Source organism: Paenibacillus sp. 2TAB26 (assembly GCF_052115145.1).
GTDB lineage: Bacteria > Bacillota > Bacilli > Paenibacillales > Paenibacillaceae > Pristimantibacillus.
The window spans coordinates 1-25,173 of the sequence record NZ_JBFRGC010000018.1; the positions used below are offsets into that span (position 1 = coordinate 1).

At 46.7% G+C, this 25,173-nt stretch carries 19 protein-coding genes and 1 pseudogene; 4 read left to right on the plus strand and 16 right to left on the minus strand.

Features of this window, described 5'->3' with window-relative positions; translation table 11 throughout:
- Positions 1–493 precede the first annotated feature (493 nt).
- From AB4Z50_RS20550 to AB4Z50_RS20575, 6 genes are all read right to left on the minus strand, one after another.
- On the minus strand, positions 494–1,252 hold the full coding sequence (locus AB4Z50_RS20550; protein ID WP_430054191.1) for a DeoR/GlpR family DNA-binding transcription regulator: 759 nt from the start codon (positions 1,250–1,252) through the stop codon (positions 494–496).
- 37 nt (positions 1,253–1,289) lie between these two features.
- Positions 1,290–2,759 carry a rhamnulokinase gene (locus AB4Z50_RS20555; RefSeq protein ID WP_441881461.1) on the minus strand — a complete coding sequence of 490 codons (1,470 nt, stop codon included), beginning with the start codon at positions 2,757–2,759 and terminating at the stop codon, positions 1,290–1,292.
- Positions 2,756–3,976, minus strand: a complete 1,221-nt coding sequence (gene rhaI, locus AB4Z50_RS20560) for an L-rhamnose isomerase (RefSeq protein ID WP_441881464.1) — start codon at positions 3,974–3,976, stop codon at positions 2,756–2,758. Before rhaI ends, AB4Z50_RS20555 begins: the two co-directional genes overlap by 4 nt.
- A gap of 31 nt (positions 3,977–4,007) precedes the next feature.
- Positions 4,008–4,379 (minus strand): sensory rhodopsin transducer, encoded by a 372-nt coding sequence (locus AB4Z50_RS20565; RefSeq protein WP_441881467.1) that lies wholly within the window; start codon positions 4,377–4,379, stop codon positions 4,008–4,010.
- Positions 4,380–4,392: 13 nt separating this feature from the next.
- Positions 4,393–6,462, minus strand: coding sequence for a bifunctional aldolase/short-chain dehydrogenase (locus AB4Z50_RS20570; protein ID WP_441881470.1), 2,070 nt, complete (start codon positions 6,460–6,462; stop codon positions 4,393–4,395).
- Between the two features lie 256 nt (positions 6,463–6,718).
- Positions 6,719–7,624: an ArsR/SmtB family transcription factor gene (locus AB4Z50_RS20575; RefSeq protein WP_441881473.1), complete on the minus strand. Its 906-nt coding sequence runs from the start codon at positions 7,622–7,624 to the stop codon at positions 6,719–6,721.
- Positions 7,625–7,807: 183 nt separating this feature from the next.
- Here AB4Z50_RS20575 and AB4Z50_RS20580 point away from each other — a divergent pair.
- Positions 7,808–8,973, plus strand: a pseudogene (locus tag AB4Z50_RS20580) (iron-containing alcohol dehydrogenase).
- A gap of 16 nt (positions 8,974–8,989) precedes the next feature.
- Positions 8,990–9,817 carry an aldo/keto reductase gene (locus tag AB4Z50_RS20585; RefSeq protein WP_441881476.1) on the plus strand — a complete coding sequence of 276 codons (828 nt, stop codon included), beginning with the start codon at positions 8,990–8,992 and terminating at the stop codon, positions 9,815–9,817.
- Between the two features lie 63 nt (positions 9,818–9,880).
- Here AB4Z50_RS20585 and AB4Z50_RS20590 read toward each other — a convergent pair whose 3' ends face one another.
- The 10 genes from AB4Z50_RS20590 to AB4Z50_RS20635 form a co-directional block, all read right to left on the minus strand.
- Positions 9,881–11,041 (minus strand): sn-glycerol-1-phosphate dehydrogenase, encoded by a 1,161-nt coding sequence (locus AB4Z50_RS20590; protein ID WP_441881479.1) that lies wholly within the window; start codon positions 11,039–11,041, stop codon positions 9,881–9,883.
- A gap of 84 nt (positions 11,042–11,125) precedes the next feature.
- Complete coding sequence (locus tag AB4Z50_RS20595; protein WP_441881482.1) at positions 11,126–13,006, minus strand: substrate-binding domain-containing protein; 1,881 nt, start codon at positions 13,004–13,006, stop codon at positions 11,126–11,128.
- Positions 13,003–14,214 (minus strand): response regulator transcription factor, encoded by a 1,212-nt coding sequence (locus AB4Z50_RS20600; protein ID WP_441881485.1) that lies wholly within the window; start codon positions 14,212–14,214, stop codon positions 13,003–13,005. The genes AB4Z50_RS20595 and AB4Z50_RS20600 overlap by 4 nt, the downstream gene beginning before the upstream one ends.
- Before the next feature lie 24 nt (positions 14,215–14,238).
- A complete protein-coding gene (locus tag AB4Z50_RS20605) occupies positions 14,239–16,011 on the minus strand; it encodes a cache domain-containing sensor histidine kinase (RefSeq protein ID WP_441881488.1) in 1,773 nt (590 codons plus the stop codon).
- A gap of 117 nt (positions 16,012–16,128) precedes the next feature.
- Positions 16,129–17,178 (minus strand): ABC transporter substrate-binding protein, encoded by a 1,050-nt coding sequence (locus AB4Z50_RS20610; protein ID WP_441881490.1) that lies wholly within the window; start codon positions 17,176–17,178, stop codon positions 16,129–16,131.
- Positions 17,179–17,248: 70 nt separating this feature from the next.
- On the minus strand, positions 17,249–18,277 hold the full coding sequence (gene yjfF / locus AB4Z50_RS20615) for a galactofuranose ABC transporter, permease protein YjfF (RefSeq protein WP_076266740.1): 1,029 nt from the start codon (positions 18,275–18,277) through the stop codon (positions 17,249–17,251).
- A complete protein-coding gene (locus AB4Z50_RS20620; protein ID WP_441881494.1) occupies positions 18,277–19,284 on the minus strand; it encodes an ABC transporter permease in 1,008 nt (335 codons plus the stop codon). Before AB4Z50_RS20620 ends, yjfF begins: the two co-directional genes overlap by 1 nt.
- Positions 19,256–20,791 (minus strand): sugar ABC transporter ATP-binding protein, encoded by a 1,536-nt coding sequence (locus AB4Z50_RS20625; RefSeq protein ID WP_441881497.1) that lies wholly within the window; start codon positions 20,789–20,791, stop codon positions 19,256–19,258. The genes AB4Z50_RS20620 and AB4Z50_RS20625 overlap by 29 nt, the downstream gene beginning before the upstream one ends.
- Before the next feature lie 165 nt (positions 20,792–20,956).
- Complete coding sequence (locus AB4Z50_RS20630) at positions 20,957–22,009, minus strand: Gfo/Idh/MocA family protein (protein WP_441881500.1); 1,053 nt, start codon at positions 22,007–22,009, stop codon at positions 20,957–20,959.
- A 33-nt stretch (positions 22,010–22,042) separates the two neighbouring features.
- Positions 22,043–22,930 (minus strand): sugar phosphate isomerase/epimerase family protein, encoded by an 888-nt coding sequence (locus AB4Z50_RS20635; RefSeq protein WP_441881503.1) that lies wholly within the window; start codon positions 22,928–22,930, stop codon positions 22,043–22,045.
- 126 nt (positions 22,931–23,056) lie between these two features.
- On the opposite strand from AB4Z50_RS20635, the gene AB4Z50_RS20640 reads away from it, so the two are divergent.
- On the plus strand, positions 23,057–23,947 hold the full coding sequence (locus AB4Z50_RS20640; protein WP_076266735.1) for a helix-turn-helix transcriptional regulator: 891 nt from the start codon (positions 23,057–23,059) through the stop codon (positions 23,945–23,947).
- A gap of 76 nt (positions 23,948–24,023) precedes the next feature.
- A complete protein-coding gene (locus AB4Z50_RS20645; RefSeq protein ID WP_441881506.1) occupies positions 24,024–24,941 on the plus strand; it encodes a DUF4358 domain-containing protein in 918 nt (305 codons plus the stop codon).
- Positions 24,942–25,173 lie beyond the last annotated feature (232 nt).

Here is a 25,173-nt window from a genome sequence, read left to right on the forward strand (position 1 = left end):
CTGTTAAGTTGCTCAATAAGCACCTATTTGTGCTTACAAGCACTCTGAAACGCCACTTTTACCCCTGTAAGAACTCATATGCGCTTACAGCATTCTTTCGTMGGTAACCAGCCTGTTAAGTTGCTCAATAAGCACCTATTTGTGCTTACAAGCACTCTGAAACGCCACTTTTACCCCTGTAAGAACTCATATGCGCTTACAGCATTCTTTCGTAGGTAACCTTTGCTCAATAAGCACCTATTTGTGCTTACAAGCACTCAGAAACGCCACTTTTACCGCTGTAAGAACACATATGCGCTTACAGCATTCTTTCGAAGGTAACCTGCCTGTTAAACTGCACAATAAGCACCTATTTGTGCTTACAAGCACTCAGAAACGCCTCTTTTACCGCTGTAAGAACATATAAACTCTTACAGCTCACTTTCGCCAGTAACCCTATACTATACAACAATAATGGCGCTGCGCTTCTACTGAAGCCAGCGCCATCTATGCTCTACACCGTTGTAACCGAAATTTGTTTTTCCTTAAGCTGCGATAAGATCGCTGCTGGCAGCCGCTCATCCGTAATGATTGCATCTACATCGTCTAAATCAGCCACATGGGTAAACGCTTGAACGCCGAACTTGCTGGAGTCGGCGACCAGAATGACTTGATCCGCCATACCTACCATTTTGTGCTTGATGCGTGCTTGCAGCTCGTTCGACTCGCTTACGCCGCGCTCCAAATGGACACCTTTGCAGGAGAGAAATGCTTTATCCACATGATATGCATCAAGAGAACGCTCGGCTAACGGTCCAACATAGGACAATGAACGCGAAGCCAAAATGCCGCCCGTCGAGATGACTTCAATCTTCTCTTTGCTGCTCAGCTCCATCGCAACTTTGATGGAGTTGGTTAGCACCGTTAAAGGAATATCCGGCATGCTTGCCGCCATATACCAAGCCGTCGAGCTCGCATCAAGCAAAATACGCTCATTCGGCTGAATCAACTTAATCGCTTCCACAGCAATTCGTTTTTTCTCCTCCGCATGCGTAATCTCCCGCTCGAAATACGGAATTTCCGGCTGCTGATCCTTTACGCTAACCGCACCGCCATGGGAGCGGCGCAAACGTCCGGCTTGCTCCAAGCGGTCAAGGTCACGCCGAATCGTTTCCTCGGTCACCTGACATAGCTCGCTCAGCTCCGTAACCCGGATGCTGCCTCTCTCATTTACCAGCTGTACAATTTTATCGTATCGTTCATGGACCAGCATAACGTACCTCTTTCTTACTTATATTTGTATTCGCTGCTTAAGCGATTCCTGTTGTTTCTTTAAAAGCACGATATGCTCTCTCCCAAGCCTCATGCTGCTCTGTCTCATACACATCAACTGGGAATGACTCGCGTATCACTTTGCGCGCTTCCCAAATGTCAGCAAGCTGACCACTGGCAATCCACTGCACAATCATGTTGCCAATTGCGCTGCCTTCCACGGGTCCTGCCCACACCGGCTTGCCAATCGCATTTGCAGTCCATTGGCAGAGCAGCGTATTTTGAATGCCGCCGCCAACCATATGCAAACCGCTGAACGCTTGACCAGACAATTGCTCTGTTAACTCTAGCACATTTCGGTACTTCAAGGCTAAGCTCTCCAAAATACACCGAACAAACGCCCCTGTATCAGCAGGTGCCGTCTGCCTTGTGCGCAAACAATACTCCGTTATTCTAGCAGGCATATCACCCGGGTGCAAAAACAACGGATCATCCGGATCAATAAACGCAGCGAATGGTTTAGCTTCTTCGGCAAGCTTTACTAATTCGGGGAACGTATAAGAAATTCCTGCCCGCTCCCATGAACGTCTGCATTCCTGCAAAATCCACAGCCCCATAATGTTCTTCAGCAAACGATACGTGCCATAAACGCCGCCTTCGTTCGTAAAGTTCAGCTGCTGCGACAATTCATTAATGACTGGCTCGTCGACTTCTGTACCCATAAGCGACCAAGTGCCGCAGCTTAAGTAAGCAAATAATTTTTCAAGTGCAGGCACTGCGGCAACCGCTGAGCCCGTATCATGCTCCGCTGCTGCATAAACAGGAACGGACTCTATGCCAAGCTCCTCGCAAAGGGAAGCTTGCAAGCTGCCAACCTTCGCCCCTGGCTGTACAACCTCACCGAACAGTTCCGGCGAAATGCCAATCGAGCGAATCAGTTCCACGTCCCAGCTGCCGGCAACAGGGTTATACAGCTGCGTTGTCGTTACGTTGGAAAATTCATTATATTTCTCACCCGTCAAAAAATAACGGAGCAAATCCGGAATCATTAGAAAATGTTTGGCATCCCGCAGCAGCGGTGAATCTGCCTTCTTCAAAGCAGCCAGCTGGTAAATCGTATTAAACGGCAGAAACTGAATACCCGTCTTCGCAAATATCCCCGTTGCCGTCAATTCCTCTACTACCTGCTCCATTACGCCATCCGTATGATGATCGCGATAATGATAAGGATTGCCAAGCAGCTCCCCATTGCTTCCAATCAAACCAAAATCAACGGCCCAAGAATCAATCGCAAGGCTGTCCAGCGTAATGTCGCGATGTTTAACTAGCAGCAGCGCTTGCTTTAACTCATGAAACAGTCGCAAAATATCCCAGTGCAGTCGATCGCCGACCTGCACCGGATCATTAGAGAACCGGTGCAGCTCCTCTACCTCGATCTTGCCATTATTCAGCCTGCCAAGCAGCGCTCTTCCGCTGCTTGCTCCGAGATCGTAAGCAAGGATGGTCACCAGCTGGCACCGCCCTTGCCTCTCGCCAATATGTCTTTGCCATAGCTGCTGCTTAGGTATGCTTTCATTGGATCATGCGGCAAGCCCTGCTCTTCGCGAATCGTGTGCAAAAGCGGTGTAACATCGAATTCGAATGCGCGGCGCACAGCATCCTCAGCGCCAAGAACATCATTGCGTTCAGCAGCATCATTCACTTCATCATGGTTAATGAGCAGCGCCTTTGCCAGCTGGGTTTGCACATTCAGGACGGAGCGGAGCATGGCAGGGATTTTTTGCTCGATATTATGCGACTGGTCAATCATATAAGTAATGCTCTCTGCATTGCCGCGAACAGCAGCATCCGCATCGCCTGCTGCGCTCAAGATTTGATAGAAAATCAAGAACAGCTCATAAGGATTCACAGAACCTACAATGAGATCATCATCCGCATATTTGCGGCTGTTGAAGTGGAAACCTCCCAGACGTTTCTCGTCCAGCAAATAAGCAACGATATGCTCGATGTTTGCGCCTGGCAGATGGTGGCCAGTATCAACAAGCACTTCCGCTTGCGGCCCTAACTTTTGCGCCAAGTTGTAAGCCATGCCCCAGTCGGCAAGATCCGTATGATAGAACGCCGGCTCGAAACATTTGTATTCAATGAGCATACGCATGTCCGGCGTCATTGCACTGTACATCTCAGCCAAAGCTTCCTGCATCCAAGCTTTACGCTTGCGGATATGTCCTTGACCTGGATAGTTTGTACCGTCGGCGAACCATAAGCTAAATTCACGCGAGCCCGTTTCCTTGGCAATATCTACGCATTCAAGCAAGTGATCAGTCGCTTTCCGGCGCACTGCAGCATCAGAATTCGTTACGCTTCCAAGCATATAGTCTTCATCTTGGAATAGATTCGGATTTACCGCTCCAATCGAGAGTCCAAGATCTTCCGCATGACTTCTAAGCTTGCCGTAATCCTCTACCTTATCCCAAGGAATATGGATAGCGATAGACGGAGCGATTCCTGTCAAACGATGCACCTGTGCAGCATCCTCAAATTTCTCAAACGGATTGCGAGGCACGCCTTCCTTCTGAAATACCTTAAAACGAGTACCGGAATCACCATAGCCCCATGAAGGTGTTTCGATTTTGAGCGCTTTCAATTTTGCTTTTACCTCTTCAATGTTAATGCCTCTTTCTTTCTGCTGCTCCTCAAAAAACGTATAAGCGCGATCAGTCATTATGGAACACCCTCTCATTTATATTTTCAACCTATTTGATTGGAAAAGCTATCGTAGACATCAACGTATTCTCTGCCTGCGTCGAATCTAATCTGCTGTATTGTACAATGATTGGAATATTGCTCAGCACCTCAATGGCGTAAGGAACGCCGATTGGAATCGACGCCCCTTCCTTCATTAATGAGCTGGTGCGTATATGGTTAGTTCGTCTGCCAGGAACAACAACTTGAATATCTTCCATCGGCTCGCGCTCCTCAAAATAAATCGTAATATGAATAATGGCTTCTTCGGTGGAGCAATTCAACACGCATATCGATTCATGGCTGGTAAGCGTTCCCGTGCTGTCTGGCGGTATATAACCATCCGGTATATACCAAGATTTCTCGCCTCTCCCTTGGATCATATCGCCTAACCTCCTAACGGGTGAATGCAGCGGGTACGCCGCCGTCAATAGTTAACATACAGCCTGTCGTTTTATCTGCTTTGGAGGAGGCAAAAAATGCAATGCCCTCTGCGATGTCGCGCGGATAAATGTTGACGAGCAGCGTCGTGCGCTTGCGGTAGTATTCTTCCAGCTGATCCGGCTCAATGCCATAAGCCGCTGCACGTTCATTGCGCCAGCTGCCGTTCCAAATTGCCGACCCCTGCAAAATCGCATCCGGCAAAATCGTATTTACACGAATGCCGAATTCGCCGCCCTCAGCTGCGATACAGCGTGCCAAATGAGCTTCAAGCGCTTTTGCCGAGCTATAAGCAGATGCATTTTTACCCGCGTACACAGAGTTTTTCGATCCGATGAACACCATGTTGCCGCCAATGCTTTGCTGCTTCATTAATTTAAACGCTTCGCGAGCGACCAGGAAATAACCTGTTCCAAGCACATTCATATTCAAATTCCATTCCTTAAGCGATGTCTCATCGAATGGGCTTGAAGTCGCAAGACCAGCGTTGTTCACGATAATGTCCACGCCGCCATAAGCAAGTGCTGTCTCTGCATAAGCAGCTTTGACCTGCTCTTCGCTCGTTACATCCATTTTCACTGCTGTTGCCCGGCATTCGCCAAATTTCTCATTAATTTCAGAGGCAACCTTTTGTGCGCCTTCAAGATTAAGATCTGCAAGTACAACATGCGCACCCTCTGATACTAAACGGCGAGCTGTTTCACTTCCGATACCGCCAGCGCCGCCCGTAATGAAAGCAACCTTGCGCGAAAATTCCGTTTCAGCTGGAGCAAGCGACAATTTGTAAAGTTCTAATGGCCAGTATTCCACGTTGTATGACTCGTTCTCGCTAAGCGATACGAAATCACCTAATGCTGTTGCGCCGCGCATCACGGCAATCGCACGGTGGTATAGCGCTCCGCTCACTTGTGCCATCGCCCAGCTCTTGCCAGTGTTGATCATACCGATACCCGGAATTAGAATTACGCGAGGCGCTGCTTCAAACATGACGTCGCCTTCATTTTTGTTGCGTTCAAAATAAGCTTTATATTGCTCTTTATATGCAGCGATTCCTTCTGATAGTTTCACCTTCAAACCATCGATATCCTCTGCATTTGGCGTCCAGTCAATAAACAATGGAACAACCTTCGTATGCACCAAATGATCCGGGCATGCAGCGCCGACCTGCGATAATGTCGGAGAATTATTCCCGCTTACGAATGCAAGCACATCCGCTTCATCGTCAAATGTCAAAATCATCTTCTTCGCATCGCTCACTGCGCCGCGAATTGTTGGCATAACCTGTGCAGCTACACTTTTGCGAACATCGGCTTCGAGCACCTCATATTTCACGCCGCCAAACAACGAAGCCTCGTCAAAACGAGATTCAATGAATGCCTCTGCCTCGGAAATGATTTTGATCGTTTGCGCGTAACATTCCTCGCTTGTCTCGCCCCAAGTAACAAGGCCGTGCTTTTCCATCAGCACTAGCTCGGCATTTGGATTGGCAAGAACACCTTCGGCAATCATTTTGGAGAGGTTGAAGCCTGGACGTACATAAGGAACCCAGACGAAACGGTCGCCGAAAATTTCCTTCGCAAGCGCTTTGCCGTTATCCGCACAGCACAAGCTAATAATAGAATCGGGATGTGTATGATCCACATGTTTGAATGGAAGAAAAGCATGCAATAGCGTTTCAATTGACGCACGCGGGTGCTTCGAATCGATCATGCAGTTGACAAGGTAAGCAACCATCTCTTCGTCCGGCATTTCAGCACGTTCAAATAATGGACGGATATCATCCATCCGCAGTCCTGTAAAATTGCCTGCTTTCATAGAAGCAAGATCCGAACCGCTGCCCTTCACATACATCACTTCAACGTCGCGACCGCGGAAATCTTTTACGATTGTTTTGCTAGACGTATTGCCGCCGCCGTAATTGCAAACTCTGCGATCTGCACCAATGATGTTGGAGCGATATACGAGCTCAGCCAATCCGCCTTCCAACTGCCATGCTTTTTCGTTTTCCCACAAACTTTGTACCATGGATATACCTCCGAATGATGTTTTGTATTTGTTTGAATCGATCATATCACATTTGTTTATGTTTGAATACGATTATTTCAAACACAAACAAAAATATATATTTGTCGTTTTCTGTTTATATTTTTGACTAAACAAGCTATTCCCACAGCTACGGGCAGCAAGCATGTACTTAGTAAATAAACAAAAAAAGATGCCCCTCAAGGTTGTAAAAAACCTAAAGGGGCATCTCTTCATTATATACACTACGCAGCATGCCTTACTGGCAGCGCAGCGTCACTTCAATATCTTGGTTATAATTCCCGAATCCTTTGCCAAACAGCGTAACGCCGCCGCAATTTCTCGTCGTTGTGCTGGATGAGATGCGGAATAAAATTTCTTTGTCATAAGCGAGCATTAGCTCGCCAATCGTAACATCAGATACTTTTATCCCGTCAATGTAAGATCCTTGCTGATTGACGCGAATCGTTTTCATAAATCCATACTGAATATTTTTATGCCACCACTCGGGAGTATACAACCCTCGTGAGCTTCCAAAATCGCCTGGATACGTCCACGTTCCAACACCGACACCGTTAATCGTAAAAGCAATATCCGATGGCAGGTGGTTGACGCTGCAAGGCGTGTCCGAACAGATCTCCATCGCAATTTCGAGCGACTCTGGCATTTCGTTATTCACCATATAATTAGGTATACGGTATTCCACAAATCCTGAACCGAACCATAAGACTTTGGCATGGACATGCTCTGGATCGGCAAAATAACGTGGATCATCGCACATCCCGATCATTTGAGTATCGGATGCCAGTCCACAGGTTGGTTTAATTTGGTACGATGAATAATGTCCCACGGGAAGTGAAACCGAGTAACGCTTCGTTTCGTCCGTGACGGGTTCACTCTTAAAAACCAACATCGCCTGCRACAGCTGGAGATGGCATATCTTTTGCATGCCGCGCTTGCCCGCCACGCTTTCGCTGCGAACAATGCCGGCATCCTCCAGCATATGAATATGTCTTGTAACGATAGGAGACTTTATATCTAGCGCCTCGGATAAGCTTTTTATATTCATAGGCTGCACGCCTAGCAATTCAATCATTTTGACCCGTGTGTGTGATGAGAAGCATTCAAGAAACTTCATATTGCGGCTGCTCACTTCAATTTCCATTGCTGCTTCCCCTGTCTCTAGCTAATTTCAAATCATTATATAACTAAAAAGTTATCCTTTCAACACTTCCCTGCTCCACCTTGACTTATGGAGTAGAATTCACTAAAATAAACGGCGTATACATAACTCAAAAGATATTTAGTTACCTTTTTAGTTATCTAAATAGTTTTAGGAGGAATTAAGATGAACTCATTTCAATTCGTTAATCCAACTCATATYGTGTTTGGTGAAGGTACAGCCAAGCAAGTAGGCCAATTAACCTCCAAATACGGCAAAACGGTCCTGCTCGTTTACGGATCAGGCAGCGTCAAAAAAACTGGCTTGTACGATCAAACCGTAAGCCTTCTTCAAGAAGCTGGCATCAAAGTGCACGAGCTTCCTAATATTGAACCAAACCCGCGTTTAACTACCGTCAAAAAAGGGATCGACATTTGCCGCGCGGAAGGCGTTGATTTCATTCTAGCCGTTGGCGGAGGCAGCGTTATTGATGCAGCCAAAGCTATCGCTGCAGGTGTTCCTTATGAAGGCGATGTATGGGATTTCTTCACAGGCAAAGCTGTTATTCAAAAAGCGCTTCCGCTTGGTACGATTTTGACACTGGCTGCAACAGGTTCGGAAATGAACGGCTCTTCGGTCGTTACGAATGGGAAGAAAACTTAAAGCGTGCTTTTGGCAGCTCGCATACGTATCCTGCATTCTCGATTCTCGATCCTACGCTTACGTACACGGTTCCTCGCAACCATACCGTTAACGGCGCTGTGGACATCATGTCACATGTGTTCGAGCAATATTTCAGCTTAACGCCAAATACTCCGCTGCAGGAGCGCTTCTGCGAATCCATTTTGCAAACGGTAATTGAGAATGTTGAGCTAGCTCTTGAAAACCCTGAGGATGCGGCTGCTCGCGCGAACCTTATGTGGTGTGGTACGATGGCTTTGAATGGCGGTCTTATCAGCGTTGGCATGAGCAATGACTGGGCTTCGCACGGCATTGAGCATGAAGTGAGCGCCATTTACGATATTCCGCACGGCGCAGGCTTGGCTGTTATTTTCCCGAACTGGATGAAGTACGTTTATGAAGAGCGGGTGGATCGTTTCGTTCAATATGCAACTCGTGTATGGAATGTGAATCCAGAAGGCAAATCAGACAACGAAATCGCTCTTGAAGGCATTCAAGCCACTCGTGATTTCTTCACGAAAATTGGTGCTGAGTCACGTCTTGCCGACTTCGAGATCGGAAGCGACAAACTAGATCGCATGGCTGAGGAAGCTGTACGTTATGGCACGATTGGTTCATTCAAGCGTTTGGAAAAACAAGATGTTAAAGCTATTTTGGAATTATCACTTTAACTGGAGGCTACGATAAATGACTCATGCCCTAACAGCACATACCACATTAAGTAACGGTGTAAAAATGCCTTGGCTTGGTCTTGGCGTATGGAAAGTGAAAGATGATGGCGAAGCGGAAAGAACGGTCGCCTCTGCGATTGAAGCTGGTTATAGAAGCATCGATACAGCAGCAGCTTACAATAATGAAGAGGGTGTTGGCGCTGGTATTCGCAACAGCGGGATCGCGCGCGACGAAATTTTTGTAACGACAAAAATTTGGAATGCTCATCAAGGCTACGATTCCACGCTGACTGCCTTTGAAGACAGCAGACGGAAACTTGGCATTGAAGTTGTTGATCTATTGCTCATCCACTGGCCTGTAAAGGATAAGTACTTGGAAACTTGGCGCGCGCTTGAAAAGCTTTACCGTGACGGTTATGTACGTGCAATTGGCGTGAGCAACTTCCAAATCCATCATCTACAGGATGTCATTACAGCAGGTGAATTTGTTCCTATGGTCAATCAAGTGGAATACCACCCGCTTCTTACACAAACGGAGCTTCACGCTTTTGCCAAGAGCCGCAGCATTCAGCTAATGGCTTGGAGCCCGCTTATGCAAGGAAACCTGGATCAAAGCGTGCTCGCTGATATTGCTGCCAAATACGGCAAATCGCCTGCTCAAGTGGTGCTTCGTTGGGATCTGCAAAACGAGGTCGTTACGATACCAAAATCGATTACTCCGGCACGCATTAAAGAAAATGGAGATATTTTCGATTTCACGCTAACGTCTGAGGAAATGGCTCAAATCAGCGCGCTTAACCAAGATCACCGTTTTGGCCCAGATCCAGATAATTTCAACTTCTAAATTAAATCACTCCAAAATAATAACGGCTCCATCCTTGTTTCAAAGGATGGAGCCGTTTTTTGCTTAAATGGAATTATACACGCTTAGTAACGTATATCTGTTTGGCCTAACGAGATGGGCTTTCTGCAAACTTGCCGTGAGCAGCTCCGTATCGACCCCGAGCTCCTCCGTCGTTGTCGGACCGCCAACCTGCTTTAGCCACGCTCTAATTTGGGCTTCATCCGGAAGTGCGGCAATGGCCTCCCGTACCTTCTCAGGATTAGCTGTAAAAGCTAGACCTTCTTCTTCAGCAGCAAGCTGGTGATATAGCTTGGAAATTTCCGCGCAGGCTACGCCAACCTTTGCACCGTGCAGCAGCTGTCTTTTGCCAAGGCGAATATATTCCATTTCCCAGAAATGCGACAAATGATGCTCTGATCCGGACGCCGAATGCGATTGACCGAATAAGAGCATGGCAAGGCCGGACTCAATAAGCGCTTCAATAAGTATGCGAATGCCTTGCTGGTCACGGGTAGCAATTAACGAAGCATTCTCTACACATTTGTTAAGTGCAATACGCGTAATTTCAGCAACCTCTTCTGAATAGGGCTCACCGCCTTCGGCTGCGCCAAAGCTCCAATCAAATAACGATGTATATTTTCCCAGCATATCGCCAAAACCAGCAGCTACCATGACTGCTGGCGCCGCTGCGAGGATTTCCAAATCAGCAAATATCGCATCGGGGCCAATGGCCGCGATCGTCTTCTTCTCGCCGCGAATAATAATCGGCGCTCCTTTGGAATTGAAGCCGTCAACAGATGGCGCAGTCGGAACAGATACAAAGGGAATGCCCGCTGTATAAGCGGCATAACGAGAAATATCATGTATCGTTCCTGAACCTGCTGCAATGACTACCTGTGCTTTACGCAGTTGAATGTCCAATAAGAGCTGCACGATCGATGCTTCATCCGCAATGACATCGCCTTGACGGTCCGCTTTTATAATCGTCACATGAACAGAAATTCCTTGCGCTGCAATGGCTTCCTCAAGTTGTTTCCCAGCAATGCTGTATGTAATCGCATCCGCAGCAATAACAACCTGACTATACTGCTTTTCCTTTATATATGGTGCTACCGCTTGAAGTGCACCCGCTTCGACAAGCAAAGGGTTTATTTCAATCGCTCGCAGCGTTTCTTCATCAAAACCTGCTGCTAGCTTTTTCACTCTATCAATAAGGTTTGACATGGGCTATGCCTCATTTCGTAGTGTAATATTTTTATTCTGCTCTTGATGGCATACCTTGTCAACTTTAACAGCACTCTCCTTCTATTAATATTCACGGCTTGCTAGCGCCATTTTGGCAGATTCCTGCGTAAAAACACCTTCAGCAGTAATAATCTTCATCGGAAGCTCCTTGCCCTCCGACAAATCCTTAACCGCTTTCATGAGCTGAGGACCAAGCAGCGCATTGCATTCAACTGCAAAGTTAAGCTTTCCGATACTTAAAGCTTTAAGAGCTGACTTTGTTGCATCAACAGAGATGATCGTAATGTCCTTACCCGGCCGCAAGCCAAAATCCTCAATGGCCTCAATAGCGCCTAAAGCCATATCATCATTATGGGAATAAACGACGTTTATCGCAGAGCCATGCCGTTTCAGCGCCGCCGCCATCAGCTCTTTGCCCTTCTTCTTCGTAAAGTCGCCCTGCAATGATTCAAGCAAGGTGAAGTTTTTATCGGTTTGGATAACCTCCTTGAACCCTTGCATCCGCCCAACAGCTGGCGCAGAGTGCGCTGTTCCTTGCAGCTCGACGAATTGATAGCTTCGTCCTTCCTCTCCCTCTTGAATCAACCATCTTGCCGCCCTTCTGCCCTCCTCGCGAAAATCTGAACCGATGTAAGCTGTCCACAGCGTATCATCGCTTACGTTCACTTCACGATCAGACAGTATGACTGGAATTCCTGCCTCCTTCGCCTCCTTCAATACTTCTTCCCAGCCGGTCTCCGTCTTCGGTGAGAAGGCGATCACATCCACCTTTTTGTTTATAAACTGCCGAATCAGTTCAATTTGTTTATCCTGCGACTGCTCCGCATTCTCATAGAGCAGCTCCACGCCTGCTTCCTTTGCCGCATTAATCACCGACTTTGTATTTGCGATTCGCCAGCCGCTTTCCGTACCTACCTGTGCAAACCCTAATACAATCGGAGATTGTGCCTCTTGGAGCGTTGGCGCTGGTGAATGCGTAACGCGCGGCTCACCCTTCCCCTCCAGTTGATTCGTTATTTTCTGACTGCGCAAAATAACCTTTTTGGGAATTCCCTTTTCTTTATTCAATATATCGACCGCATAACGAATCGCTTCCTTGCCGCCAGGGGGGCTTGTAAAAGTGCCTGTCAGCTTGTTCTCCGAGACGAGCTGCAGGCTGCCGTTTTCAGAATTGACGCCATCGATGCCAATAATATTAATATCATTCCTATCAAGCTTCTGTACTGCACGATATGCGCCTAACGCCATGGCTTCATTATGGGCAAAGATTAAGTCAACCTCGGGTTGATCCTTTAACCAATCCGTTAGCAGATCCTCCGCTCGATCGCGCTGCCAATCCGCATTCATCGTCTGCACGATGCTAAGCTTGGAATTATGAATCGCTTCTCGAAATCCATTGCTGCGTTCTTCAACGGTCGGTGAACCGGCCAGCCCTTGCATTTCAATAATTTTACTGCCCGACTCACCCAGCGTTTCCATTGCAAATTCGCCAGCTTTTCTGCCGATCATTTCATCGTCCGTACCGACATAAAGCGTATAATCATACCCTGTCACGCCTCTTCCGAGCACGATAACAGGAATATTCTCGTAAATGGAGCTTACCGTTTGTGTGAGAGCTACTGGATCATCAAGCGATATGATGAGCAGATCGACGCCATATCCAACCAGCTTCTTCACATCCTTCGCCTGCTGCTCGCTGCTTTGCGCGGCATCGGTGAAGATGACCCGCATATCCGAGTGCCTGCTGACCTCCTGCTGAATTTCCTCATTCATGGCCACGCGCCAAGGCTCGCTCAAATTGGGCTGGGACACCCCGATCAAATAATTGTATCCGCTGTCATTTTTCACTATCTTCTCGTTCATTACGCATGCCCGCGTCCATACTACCAAAGCCACAAAAATCAAGCAAAGGATAAGAAAACCTGCTGCCTTTCTTCCAATCATGAACGTATCCCTTTCTTATAGACCATCGGCGAGGTTCCAGTCACCTTCTTAAAGGCGCTGCTGAAATAATGCTGGCTGCTATACCCTACCTTCTCCGCAATTTCATACACTTTGAACAAGGGATCGCTCATCAATTGAATCGCTTTCCGAATTCGAACCTCCGTCAAATAATCGATAAATGAAAGGCCAAGCTCCCGCTTCAGCTGCTTGCTTAAATAAGTAGGACTCACCTGCACACCTTCAGCGACATCGCCAAGCGTCAGCGAAGGCATGTAGAAATTACGATCAATAAATTTTTTTGTCAAAATAACGATCGGAGACAAGCTGCCTTTGCTGCCAAGCTCTCTTGACAACGTACGGTACAGCTTCGGAAACTCTTCAATACTCTCCACTGCCTGCTGCTCAAAAATAATCGTTTTTTCAAGAAGCGCTTCCATTTTATCTTGAATTTTCTGTCCTAACTTGAGCCATTCGTTATAGCTTTCTATACAGCCCATGACGATGATTTGGCCTTTCTTATCGTTAAGCACAACATGATTGCCTGCTCCATTGCCAGCAAGCAGGTCCTCTGTAATGTTTTTCAAAGCAAACTCCAGAAGGTCGCGGTCCCACACGCGCATCGCCTTGCCGGATTCCACGTTTTGAATCACCTTAAAGGCGATCATGCCGACAGCATCTACCCAGCCCAGTCTTAGGAAGGCGGTCTGATTATGAATTTCCTCAGGCGCAATAATGCCTTCCAGCCATTTCAACAAAAACGTATCCCGAATCGCGACGGAATTGGTTTTGAGCTGCTGATCCATCCATTCCAGCTTTTGCTCCTTGTCTCGTTTCTGCTCAAGCTCGCTTATTGCTTTGCGTACAACAGTCTCCAGCTTGCTTTTCATTACAGGCTTGAGCATATATTCAAATACATGCAGCTTTACGGCCTGCTGTGCGTAACGAAACTCATCATGTCCTGAAATAACAATGACAATGCTGCGTTCCAGCGTTTGCCTCAGCCGCTCAATGAACTCCAGCCCGTCAACAAATGGCATGCAAATATCAACAAACAAAATATCAGGCTTACGCTCTTCCGCAAGCTCAAGCGCTTGCAAGCCGTTCTCGGCTTCGCCTACCAGTTCTATGCCAAGCTCCTCCCAAGGAAGCACCTTGGCTAATCCTCTGCGAATCTTCGGCTCATCATCCGCAATAAGCAGCTTCCACATCTCCATACCCCCAGCCATTTCAAGTTATCCAACCATTAACGGTAGTTTTACCACGATTTTGGAGCCTTGTCCCCGCTCGCTCTCAATGGTAAGACCATAACCAGAGCCATATGACAGCTTGATTCGTTCATTCACATTGTACAATCCATAACCTCGATCCTCACCGCTTTGCCGGATAGCATGAAACGATTCATTCATCAGAATCAGCCGCTCCGCTTCAAACCCAACGCCGTCATCTTCAACGACGAGAACCAGCTTATTGTCTTCTGTAAAGCCATGTATACGAATCGTGCCTTTAGCCAGCTTTTCTTTGATGCCATGATAAATCGCGTTCTCGACGAGCGGCTGCAAAATGATTTTGAGCACGCTTAGCGTCTGCAGCTCCTGCGGAATGTCGATCTCGAAGGATAACTTATCCTCATATCTGGCCATTTGAATAATCAAATAGCTCTCCACATGCTGAATCTCGTCGCTAAGCGGAATAACCTCTCGTCCTTTGCTAAGGCTGATTCGGAAGAGATGAGTTAAGGCAACAACGATATCGACGATATCATCGGCATCCCGGTCCTGTGCCATCCACTGAATCGTATCCAGCGTGTTATAGAGGAAATGGGGTTTAATTTGCGCTTGCAATATTTTCAGCTCGGCCTCGCGTTTCTCCCTTTGCTCCAAATAAACGAGATGAATCAAATTATCAATTTCCTGCACCATATGGTTAAAGCTATTGCCCAGCTGTCCGATCTCATCTTTCGTTTTACTAGGAAAGCGCAGATGAAGCTCGCCTTCTTCTACCTTCTTCATTAAACTGCGCAGCTTCCCAACAGGACGAACGATCGCATTCGTGAAATACCACGATGCCATAAAGGCCAGCAGCAGCGTGACCAGCGCAATAATAACAGTATAAAATTGAATGTCCGCAACGACTTGAAGCGACTCCTTAAGCGGAAACACGCCGACGATTCGCCAATCAAACTCTGGAAAGGTATTATAGATCATCTGGTATTCAAGCTCATTGACTTGGCGAATGACTTTGCCAGAGCGCCCCTCCATCCAATCGCCCGAAATGCGGTACACAATCGGATTGACTGGCGAATACACGACACCGCCATTCTCATCCATAATAAAAATAAAGCCGCTTTTCCCTAGCGATACCGATTCTACGATCGCCTGAATAATGTCTAATTTCATATCGATCAAAATAACGCCAAGCACTTGGCCGGTCAATGGGTCCTTTACGGCCCGCACGAATGACAGCACCTGATCGGCGCTTAAATTTTGCTCTGCTCTAATATTTCTCCCAATCGGATGGCTGAACAAATGAATATGCTCCGGCTGAAGAGCTGCCTTCTTATACCACTGCTCTTCCGTCATAAAATCTCTCGTAATCGGCTCTAAGCCGCTGCTTGCGAATTGGTTGTTGCGGCTCACAATCATTGCTCCCGCAATTTCTACATGCTTCTCTATATAGACCCTCTGAAGTTTCCTCACCTTAGAATCCAGCAGCTTCAGCTGCCCTGATTCGTTATTCGACCTTCTCATAAATTCGATGACCGACGCGTCCTGCGACAAATAATAAATAATGTTATCCATTTCTTTTATGTATACTTCAATGTGGTTTTTTACCTGATCCATCATTTGCACCGTATGTGCGTTCGTTTCCTCTTCAATAGCATTTTTGTATAAGGTGCTGCCCAGAATGCTGAGCGCAGCGATTGAAAATAAAATAATGATGACGAAATAAAATAAAAGCTTGAAACGGATACTACGATTCGCAAATAAACCGCTTAGCATAAACATTCAATCCGTCCTCATCAAATAGTGATCATTTCCTTTGAAATGCGAAAAACGAAACTGCATAAGAGATTTTTCTCTTCTGCAGTCTCGTAATTTACCTATCTTCAATTGCCATAACGATTAATATTTGCGATTTGGCAGCGCATCGATTGCTTTTTGGCCGAAATAAACGTCCTCATCCGATTTAATCCATTTTTCGAGAGTGGTGCCAGCTTTGTAATCGAGAATCGCTTGCTTCAGCTGTGGTCCCAGCAATGGATTACATTCTACAGTTACATTCATTTTACCTTCTGCAATCGCTTCAAAAGCTGCTTTAATGCCGTCAACGCCTATAATTTTAATATCTGTACCTGGCTTCAAGCCCGCTTCTTCAATCGCTTGAATCGCGCCTAGCGCCATATCGTCATTATGTGCGTAGACAACTTGGATGTTTTTATCCTTTTTCAAATAAGCTTCCATGACCTCTTTGCCTTTGGCGCGAGTGAAATCGCCTGTTTGGGAATAAACGATTTTGTAGCCGGCTTCGCCAGCAATCGCATCCTCGAATCCTTTTTTACGGTCATTCGCTGCGCTTGCACCTACTGTGCCTTCCAATTGAACGATGTTGACCTGAGCGCCAGCGCCAAACTCATCGATCATCCATTTCGCTGCGTTTTGACCCTCGAGAATAAAGTCGGAACCGATAAACGATACATACAAGTCCTCATTGCCTTTTGTAATGCCGCGGTCTAGCAAAAACACTGGAATATTCGCATCTTTAGCTTCCTTCAATACCGTTTCCCAGCCTGATTCTACGACTGGCGCAAGTCCAATGGCATCTACTTTTTGGGCGATAAACGTACGGATCGCTTTAATTTGGTTTTCTTGCTTTTGCTGTGCGTCAGAGAATTTAAGCTCGAAGTTCGGATCTTCGCTAAATGTTGCTTTAACCGAATCGGTCTCAGCATCACGCCAGCCGCTTTCCGCACCGATTTGCGCGAATCCTACAACCAGCTTCTTGTTCGCTTCCGGTGGTGCTTCCGTTGCCGCATTCTCTGTTGGCTTGTTTGTTGCATTTCCGCTTGCTGGTTTGTTGCCCCCATTATTGCTGTTGTTGCCACAACCGGCAATCAAGCCTACCAGCATAATCGCAGCTAGCATCGTGACGATAAACGGTTTCTTTCTGTTCATTCWTATTTCCTCCCTATCGAACTTGTATTGGCTACACTCTCAATATACAAATGTTGCAAATGTTCTGTATTTACAAATTAACGACTTTATTTTCAAATTTCGGTTTATTTTTGGAAGCTGGCAAAGCGTTTTTTTCTTTTCTCATCACAATAATTCGTTGAAAAGCCATGAAAAGAAACAATAAAAATCCAATAGTAATCTTCGTCCACCAAGAGCTGAGCGTCCCTTGAAACATAATGATCGTTTGTATAATGCCTGTACAAAGCACGCCGAGCGTTGGCCCGATCAAATAACCAAATCCGCCAGTGAGCAAAATACCGCCAATAACGCACGACGCAATGGCATCCATTTCCATACCCATCAAATGCAGCGAATAGCCCGACAGCATATAGAGTGTAAACACGATGCCCCCAATTGCAGAGAACAAACCGCTTAAGGTATATACAAGAATCGTCGTTCGAGCAACAGGCAGCCCCATCAAAACAGCGGACTTTTCACTGCCGCCAATCGCATACACCGCCCTGCCAAAGGAGGAATACCGCCCAATCAGGAGAGCAGCGATAACAACGGCAATCGCAATGACGACACTAATCGTTATAAAATGATCGCCCCACAAATAAATTTTGTATTGGGAGAGCTTCACATAAACCGAATTGCTAATAACGATACTCTCCGTGCTGATGAGGAAGCTAATCCCTCTAGCGAGGAACATTCCCGCCAGCGTGACAATCCAAGGATGCAGCTGAAAGCGCTGAATTAAATACCCTTGCCCTGCCCCAAACAGCGTACCAATGACGAGAGCAACGATCGTTACAACAAGCGCGTTTGCCCCATGCTGGAAGAGTGACGCCGACACCATGCTGATCAGCGCAACGACCGAAGCTACGGATAAATCGATGCCGCCTTTAATAATGACGAATGCCATGCCTGTAGCCACAATAATGAGATAGGCGTTGTCTATAAATAGATTCAAAAATACTTGCATGGAGAAAAAGCCCTTGTAAAGCGCAGCACCTGATCCATACAAAATAAACAAAAGAAGCAGCGTAGCCAATACAATAATATTGTTATGGCTAATTTTCAGAGAAATCAGCTTCATTATGCCGCCACCTTCTTTTTCACCAATTTGAATGACTGCCGGAATAAGTCGGATTGAATCAAGCAGACGATAATAACAACAACCGCTTTAACGAGCAAAATGCTGGAAGGCTCGACACCCAAAGAATAAATCGTCGTCGTCAAGCTTTGGATGAACAAGGCTCCGAAGATCGTTCCCCCAAGGTAGAAGCGTCCGCCACGCATCGAGGTTCCGCCAATTACGACAGCTAAAATAGCATCCAGCTCTATCCACAGTCCAGCATTGTTCGCATCGGCACTTGCTACGTTTGCGCTAATAATAATGCCGGCAATACCGGCGCAAATGCCCGTAATCGTATATGCGGTCATGAAGATTACTTTAGGACGTATACCCGCATAGCTGCTCGCTGTCTTATTGCCGCCAGCAGCCTCTAGAAAAAGTCCGAACGCGGTACGCGTTTTGAATAGATATACGAGTAAAAATACAGCCATCGCAATGAACAGCGGAAATGGCAGCCCTAGCAAATGCCCTTTTCCAATAAACTGATACGCCTTATCGTTAGTCGTAAGCACTTGCCCGCTCGTAATTAGTTGAGCGATTCCTCGGCCAATCGTCAGCAAAATTAAGGTAGCCACCATCGGCTGAATGCCAATCATCGCAACGAGCATCCCATTCCATAAGCCGCATAATAATCCTGCAAATACCCCCGCTAGAATGACAAGCCAAAGTGGATAACCATCGAGCATAAATACCGCGATAGCCCCCGAAATAGCGAGAACTGATCCTACGGATATATCAATTCCCTCTTTAGCAATGACTAGAGTCATGCCAATAGCAATGATGATGAGCGGCGATCCATTTTTCAAAATATCAATCAAATTGCCGAATAAATGACCGTCCTTCCATTCCATTCGAAAAAAATCAGGGATGACGATCAAATTGAAAAGAAACAATACAGCGAGTGCCAGAATCGGCCAAATGATTTTCTGCTTGCTTAAACTACGCGCCAATCCCGTCAGACCCGCCATACATTTCCGCTCCCTTCGCAATCATTTCCATAATAATGTTCTCGCGCATGCTTGCGCCGGCGACCTCGCCGATCTTGATCCGATCGCGTAAAACGATAATCCGGTTGCAGCATTGAACAATTTCCTCAAGCTCCGCCGATATGATAAGGATCGATATGCCTGTAGCCGCCAAATCAAGAATGAGCTTGCGGATTTCCATCTTGGAACCCACATCGATTCCGCGTGTCGGCTCATCCAGAATAAGCAGCTTCGGCTGCGTAGCAAGCCACCTCGCCAAAATAACCTTTTGCTGATTTCCGCCGCTTAGATTTTCAATCTTCTGCTCCGCGCTTGGCGTTTTGATCTTTAGCAAATCAATGTAATGATTGGCGATTTCCTTCTGCTTGCGCAGCGGTATGAATGAGAAGAGGCCTTTACGGGCTTGCAGCGCCAAGACGATATTTTCACGAATGGTAAGCTCTCCTATAATGCCTGCTACTTTGCGATCCTCTGGCGTGAATCCAAGCCCTTTCTGAATAGCTTTCTGCGGATACATGGAAGAAATAAGCTCGCCGTCAATGGTCAAGCTGCCTTCATCCGCTTTGTCGATGCCAAAGATGAGCTTAGCGATTTCTGTTCGGCCAGAGCCAAGAAGTCCTGCAAGACCGAGCACCTCCCCTTTCCCGATCTGAAGATCGATAGGATTAATGCTGCCTCGTTTGCCAAGCGAGCTGGCCTCCAAAAAGTTTTCGCCAGCCGTTCGCTCTACTGCTTTTTTCCCTGTTGCTTCTTCTACGCTCCATTCCCTGCCGATCATATGGGACACAAGCTCTGTTTTGGTCAGATCCTTCGTTAAGTATTCGCCGACGAGCATCCCATTGCGCAGCACCGTAATCCGGTCGGTTACTTCATATACCTGGTCTAGGAAATGAGTAACAAATACGATGCCCATGCCCTCTTGCTTCAGAATGCGCATAACTTTGAACAGCTGTTTAACCTCATTCGCATCAAGGCTTGACGTAGGCTCATCCAATATAAGAATACCGTTCGAAATATCAACAGCTCTCGCAATGGCTACCATTTGCTGAATAGCAACCGAATAATGCGATAATGTTTGCTTAACATCAATCACAAGGTCTAGACGCTCCAGCAGCCGCTCGCTGTCGTTGTACATTTTGTCCCAGTCTATTAATCCGCGTTTTCTGGGATGACGACCAATATAAATGTTCTCAGCCACGCTAAGATTTGGGCATAAATTGACCTCTTGATATACCGTACTTATGCCAAGCCGCTGTGCTTCCAGCGGAGATTTTGGAGCTATCGTCCTGCCAGCTAGCAACACCTCTCCAGCATCCCATTTGTGCACGCCGGTCGCTACTTTAATCAACGTCGATTTTCCTGCGCCGTTCTCTCCCATGAGCGCATGGATCTCGCCTTTCCTGAGACCAAAATCAACATTTGAAAGCGCCTTGACGCCAGGAAACGATTTGCTAATTCCTTTCATATGCAGCACATAATCGGTGCCCATGGTCCTTCACCTCTTTCCGTTTTCACCTCCAATTGTAGAAAAAACGACTATCGTTCGTATTTAGAAATATAGGTCTTTTTTTAATGAATTCGGACATTTATGCAAAATAAAAGAGCGACCCCGCAGCTGCATCAGCTAGGAGTCACTCTTTTGTTCACCTATGATTTATTTGCCTGCGGCTGCTTCCATAAAACCAGCAATTTGTACCTTTTGACCGGTTTTTGCACTCTCAAGTGAGGCCAGAACCATCGCCATACTATAAATATTGTCGCTGCAATCCGTTTCCGGCTTGCTGCCTGCCTCAAGCGAAGCGAACATATTGTCCAAACAGCCTTTATGATGCGTATTTTCCATTTCAGGAAGCTGGGATTCTACTCGTTTATAGTCACGTATGAATTTCCCACTCTGATCGCCGCTAACCACGATCTCGGCATATGGGTTGTTATCTCCTTCCCAAATCGCTGTACCATGCTCGCCAGTTACTCTCCAAGTAGCCTCCCATGTTGTGGACGCCCCCTCCGCGCACCAAGATCCGCGATAATTAAATACGGAGCCGTCGGACATCTCAAAGATACAGATCGCGTTGGCATTGCCTGCATACCAAGAGCCTGGAGGATTAAATTCATGACAATAGACAGAAACAGGATCAGCACCAATAATAAATCTCGCCTGATCGAAGGTATGAATCGCCATATCCAGCAGTAATGGGCTGTCCATCGCATCGCGGAACCCGCCAAAATGCGCGCCTAGAAAAAAGTCTGCGCCTACAAAACCTGGTTTGCCGATCGTGCCATCCTCAAGCAATTGCCGAAATGCACGAATGCGCGGGTCAAATCTGCGATTTTGCATTACGGCATGTGTTCTGTCCGACGTGGCAGCAATACGTACGATTGCATTACAATCAGCCATCGATTCTGCAAGCGGCTTTTCTCCGAAGACATGGCAGCCCATCTCTAGAGCCGTCGTGCTGATTGTATAATGGCTTGCAGGAATGGTCACATCGAATACGATCGTTGCATCTGTCTCCGCGATCGCTTTTTTAATGTCGGTAAAGGTGGGACAATGAAGTCCCTTGCGTTCAGCCATCGCTTGCGCAAACTCTTCCTTAATATCAACAAGCCCGACAATTTCAGTGTCTTCACGTTCTTTGGCGTAGTCTACCCAAGTGTTCGCCATGCCTCCGCAGCCGGCTACGACTACACGATGCTTAATCGACATTGTATTCTCTCCTTTTTTGAACTCTATTATTTTCTATACGGGATTAGGTACAAAATCGCCGCCGCGGCAGTTTTTCAAATAATTAAGCGCATGTACTTGTCCCGTCATTTCCAGCTCGTCCTTATAAACAGGATCATGCCAGCCCTCAATATCAATCGTGCCTTTATAATCGTTCTGTCTCAAAATCGTAATAATATCTTTCCAGTTGGTATCGCCAAAACCAGGTGTACGGTGCCATACAAACTGCTGTTTGCTGTGTACCCCGTGCTCCTTCACGATATCCCATGCAATTGTTGCATCTTTGCCATGCACATGGAACACCTTATTCGCCCATTTGCGCAGCTGCGGAATCGGATCGATTAAGCTGACCATTTGGTGGCAAGGCTCCCATTCCAATCCGATGTTGTCCAGCGGCACCGCATTAAACATAAGTTCCCAAGCTGTTGGGTTATGGGCAATATTCCAATCGCCTGTCGCCCAGGTTCCGCCCATATCGCAGTTTTCAAAAGCAATCCGTACACCTTTATCTGCTGCTCTACGTGTGAGCTCCCCGAAAACTTCCTTGAATTTCGGAATGGACTCGTCAATCGGTTGATTCGTCAAGCGGCCTGTGAATCCAGATACAATATCAGCTCCAAACAGATGCGCATGATCAATCAGACGCTCCCAGCTCGCAAGCGTATCTGCATTGTTTCCTTCTCCCGTTAGCGGGTTTCCGAAAACGCTTACAGCTGGAACCACAAAGTCATGTTCATCTGCGAGCGCTCTTACCCGTTTAGCCATCTCCACAAGATCTGTTTCACCAGTCGTTTGCCAGAAAGTTAAGTTAAATGATTCAAATCCGTGCTTTACGATTTGTGGAATGATCTGATCCGCATTCCCTCCGCCGACAAGCGTTCCAATTCTCAATTTGTTATTCATCCTTGTATATCACTCCAATATTGGCTTATAGTATTCTCAACAACTTCATTATAACTAGGAGTTTTGCATATTTCTCTATACAATCTTGCGCAATACTAGTCGAATCTTGTGTTGGAGGTGCTGTAGATGAGCTATCCGAAAGAGCTATGGGAAAATACGCGTCTAGAGCAAAAAGCGTATCCATTTCAGCTCTTCCAAAACCGTGCCTATAATGTAACGCCAAATGAATGTTTCCTTTATTTACACTGGCATGAGCATTTCGAGATTATCATCATGAGAGAAGGCAATGCTCTCTTCCATATCGACAGCCGTCCATTTGTCGTCAAGCCAGGAGAAGTGCTGCTCATCCCAGGCGGCGGTCTTCATGTCGGCTATGCACTGGGTTACGACAATATTTATTATGATTGTATCGTCTTCAACGCTTCCCTCTTCAATGATTGGGTGCATGATCCGCTGCATGCGCAGTTTGTTGCGCCTTACTTGGAGGGTAGGCTTCGTTATCCCGTAAAGCCGGCCGAGCAGGATGAGTCCTGTCTTCAGCATTACTCGCTGCTGGAAGAAGCAATAACCGAGCTGATTGCCAAGCCTCCAGCCTATCAGCTTATCGTCAAATCAAAGCTGTATGCTCTATTTACGCTTCTTTCCCGTACTTTCATCGAGCGTCAGCTGGTAGGCATGCCGGCGGAACCATACTTTGTCAATCGCGACCGCTTCAAGCTGCTCATTCAGCGTATTGAATCTGATTTTCGCGAAAAAATGTCGATTGAGCAGGCCGCCAAGCAAGTCAGCCTCAATCCCTACCATTTTTGCAAGCTGTTCAAAAAGCTGACAGGACGCACCTTCGTCGAATATGTCAATGTCAATCGCATGAACGAAGCCGAGCGGCTGCTGCGCGAAAGCAATGATACGATTACTGAAATTGCAGCAAAGGTAGGCTGTGAGAATCCGAACTATTTTACGAAGCTATACAAGCAGTACAAAGGGATTACCCCCTCGCAGGCACGTAAGCTGCAATAGCGGCAGATGAGCGTACAGCAACCTTTTGGCCTTTCCCAGCGTCTTACTTACAACGATGATTAAAGGAGATAATTGGATGTTTATGCTTAAAACGAAATACTTCTCCGTCATATCCATGGTTATACTCATAACGGTCATTACAGCTGCCTGCAGCAGCGCCGGCAAACCATTAAATAATGACGAGAGCAGTTCTTCAATATCAGGCGGAAATACCGCAACGGACAAGCCTACCGAGGCACCACTCCCTACTGCGACTGAGGATATAACTACTGAAGCGCCGACAGCCACCACATCTCAAGCGGATGCTGTAGAGACGGCCACACCTGCACCAACTAAACAACCAGCAAAAACTGATCAACCTGCTGCGACTGCGAAACCAACGAAGAAACCTGCAGCCTCAGCTAAACCTTTGCCAACCATAAAGCCGACCAAGAAACCAGCCTCTCCAGTACCGACTGAGAAGCCAAACACTGAGACACCAACCGAGAAGCCGATCATTAAACCGACGGTTACACCGAAGCCATCCACCCTGCCGATTGCTACGCCGTCTCCTATACCGAAGCCGACGACGAAACCAGATCCAGGCAATCCATCTGGTGCGGTCACCGTTGCTGATATCGCAGCCAAAATAAAAGCCGATGCAGGGCTTGGGTCGCTTTCGGAAGTTGAGGGCGAACGAATAAAAGACAGCTATGGCATAGACCCGGAAACGATGCTGATTGACGGCATTTTCTATCAACCGATGATAATGATTCAAGCTGGAGAGTTTTCCGTCGTTCAGCTCAAGTCAGAGAAAGACTTTTCCGACATTGAAGCTCTGTTCAAGAAACGTGCCGAGGCTGTGCAAAAAGTATTCGAAACCTATGTGCAAGATCAATACGAACAAGCTTTAAACTATCAAATCCTGCGCAACGGAGATTTTGTTCTTTTCTCTATCTCGCCTGACCAGAAAAAAACAGCTGAACTTTTCAATGCGTTTTTCAAGAAAAAATAATGATGGTGAAATAAGGCTGTCTAAGATGAATATAAACCTTGCGGGACTCAACTCCGTCCATTTGGCGATTGGATAATATAAAGCTAAAATCTATACCTCTTTTCGAGACATTAGCCCTTTTATCAAAAATAGGTATAGAAAATAGGCTTAATTTGCCTCACAACCCGCCAAATGGCCCCCCAATAGGTCATTCAGCCAAAAATAAGACTAAAATATAGATCTATTTCAATTA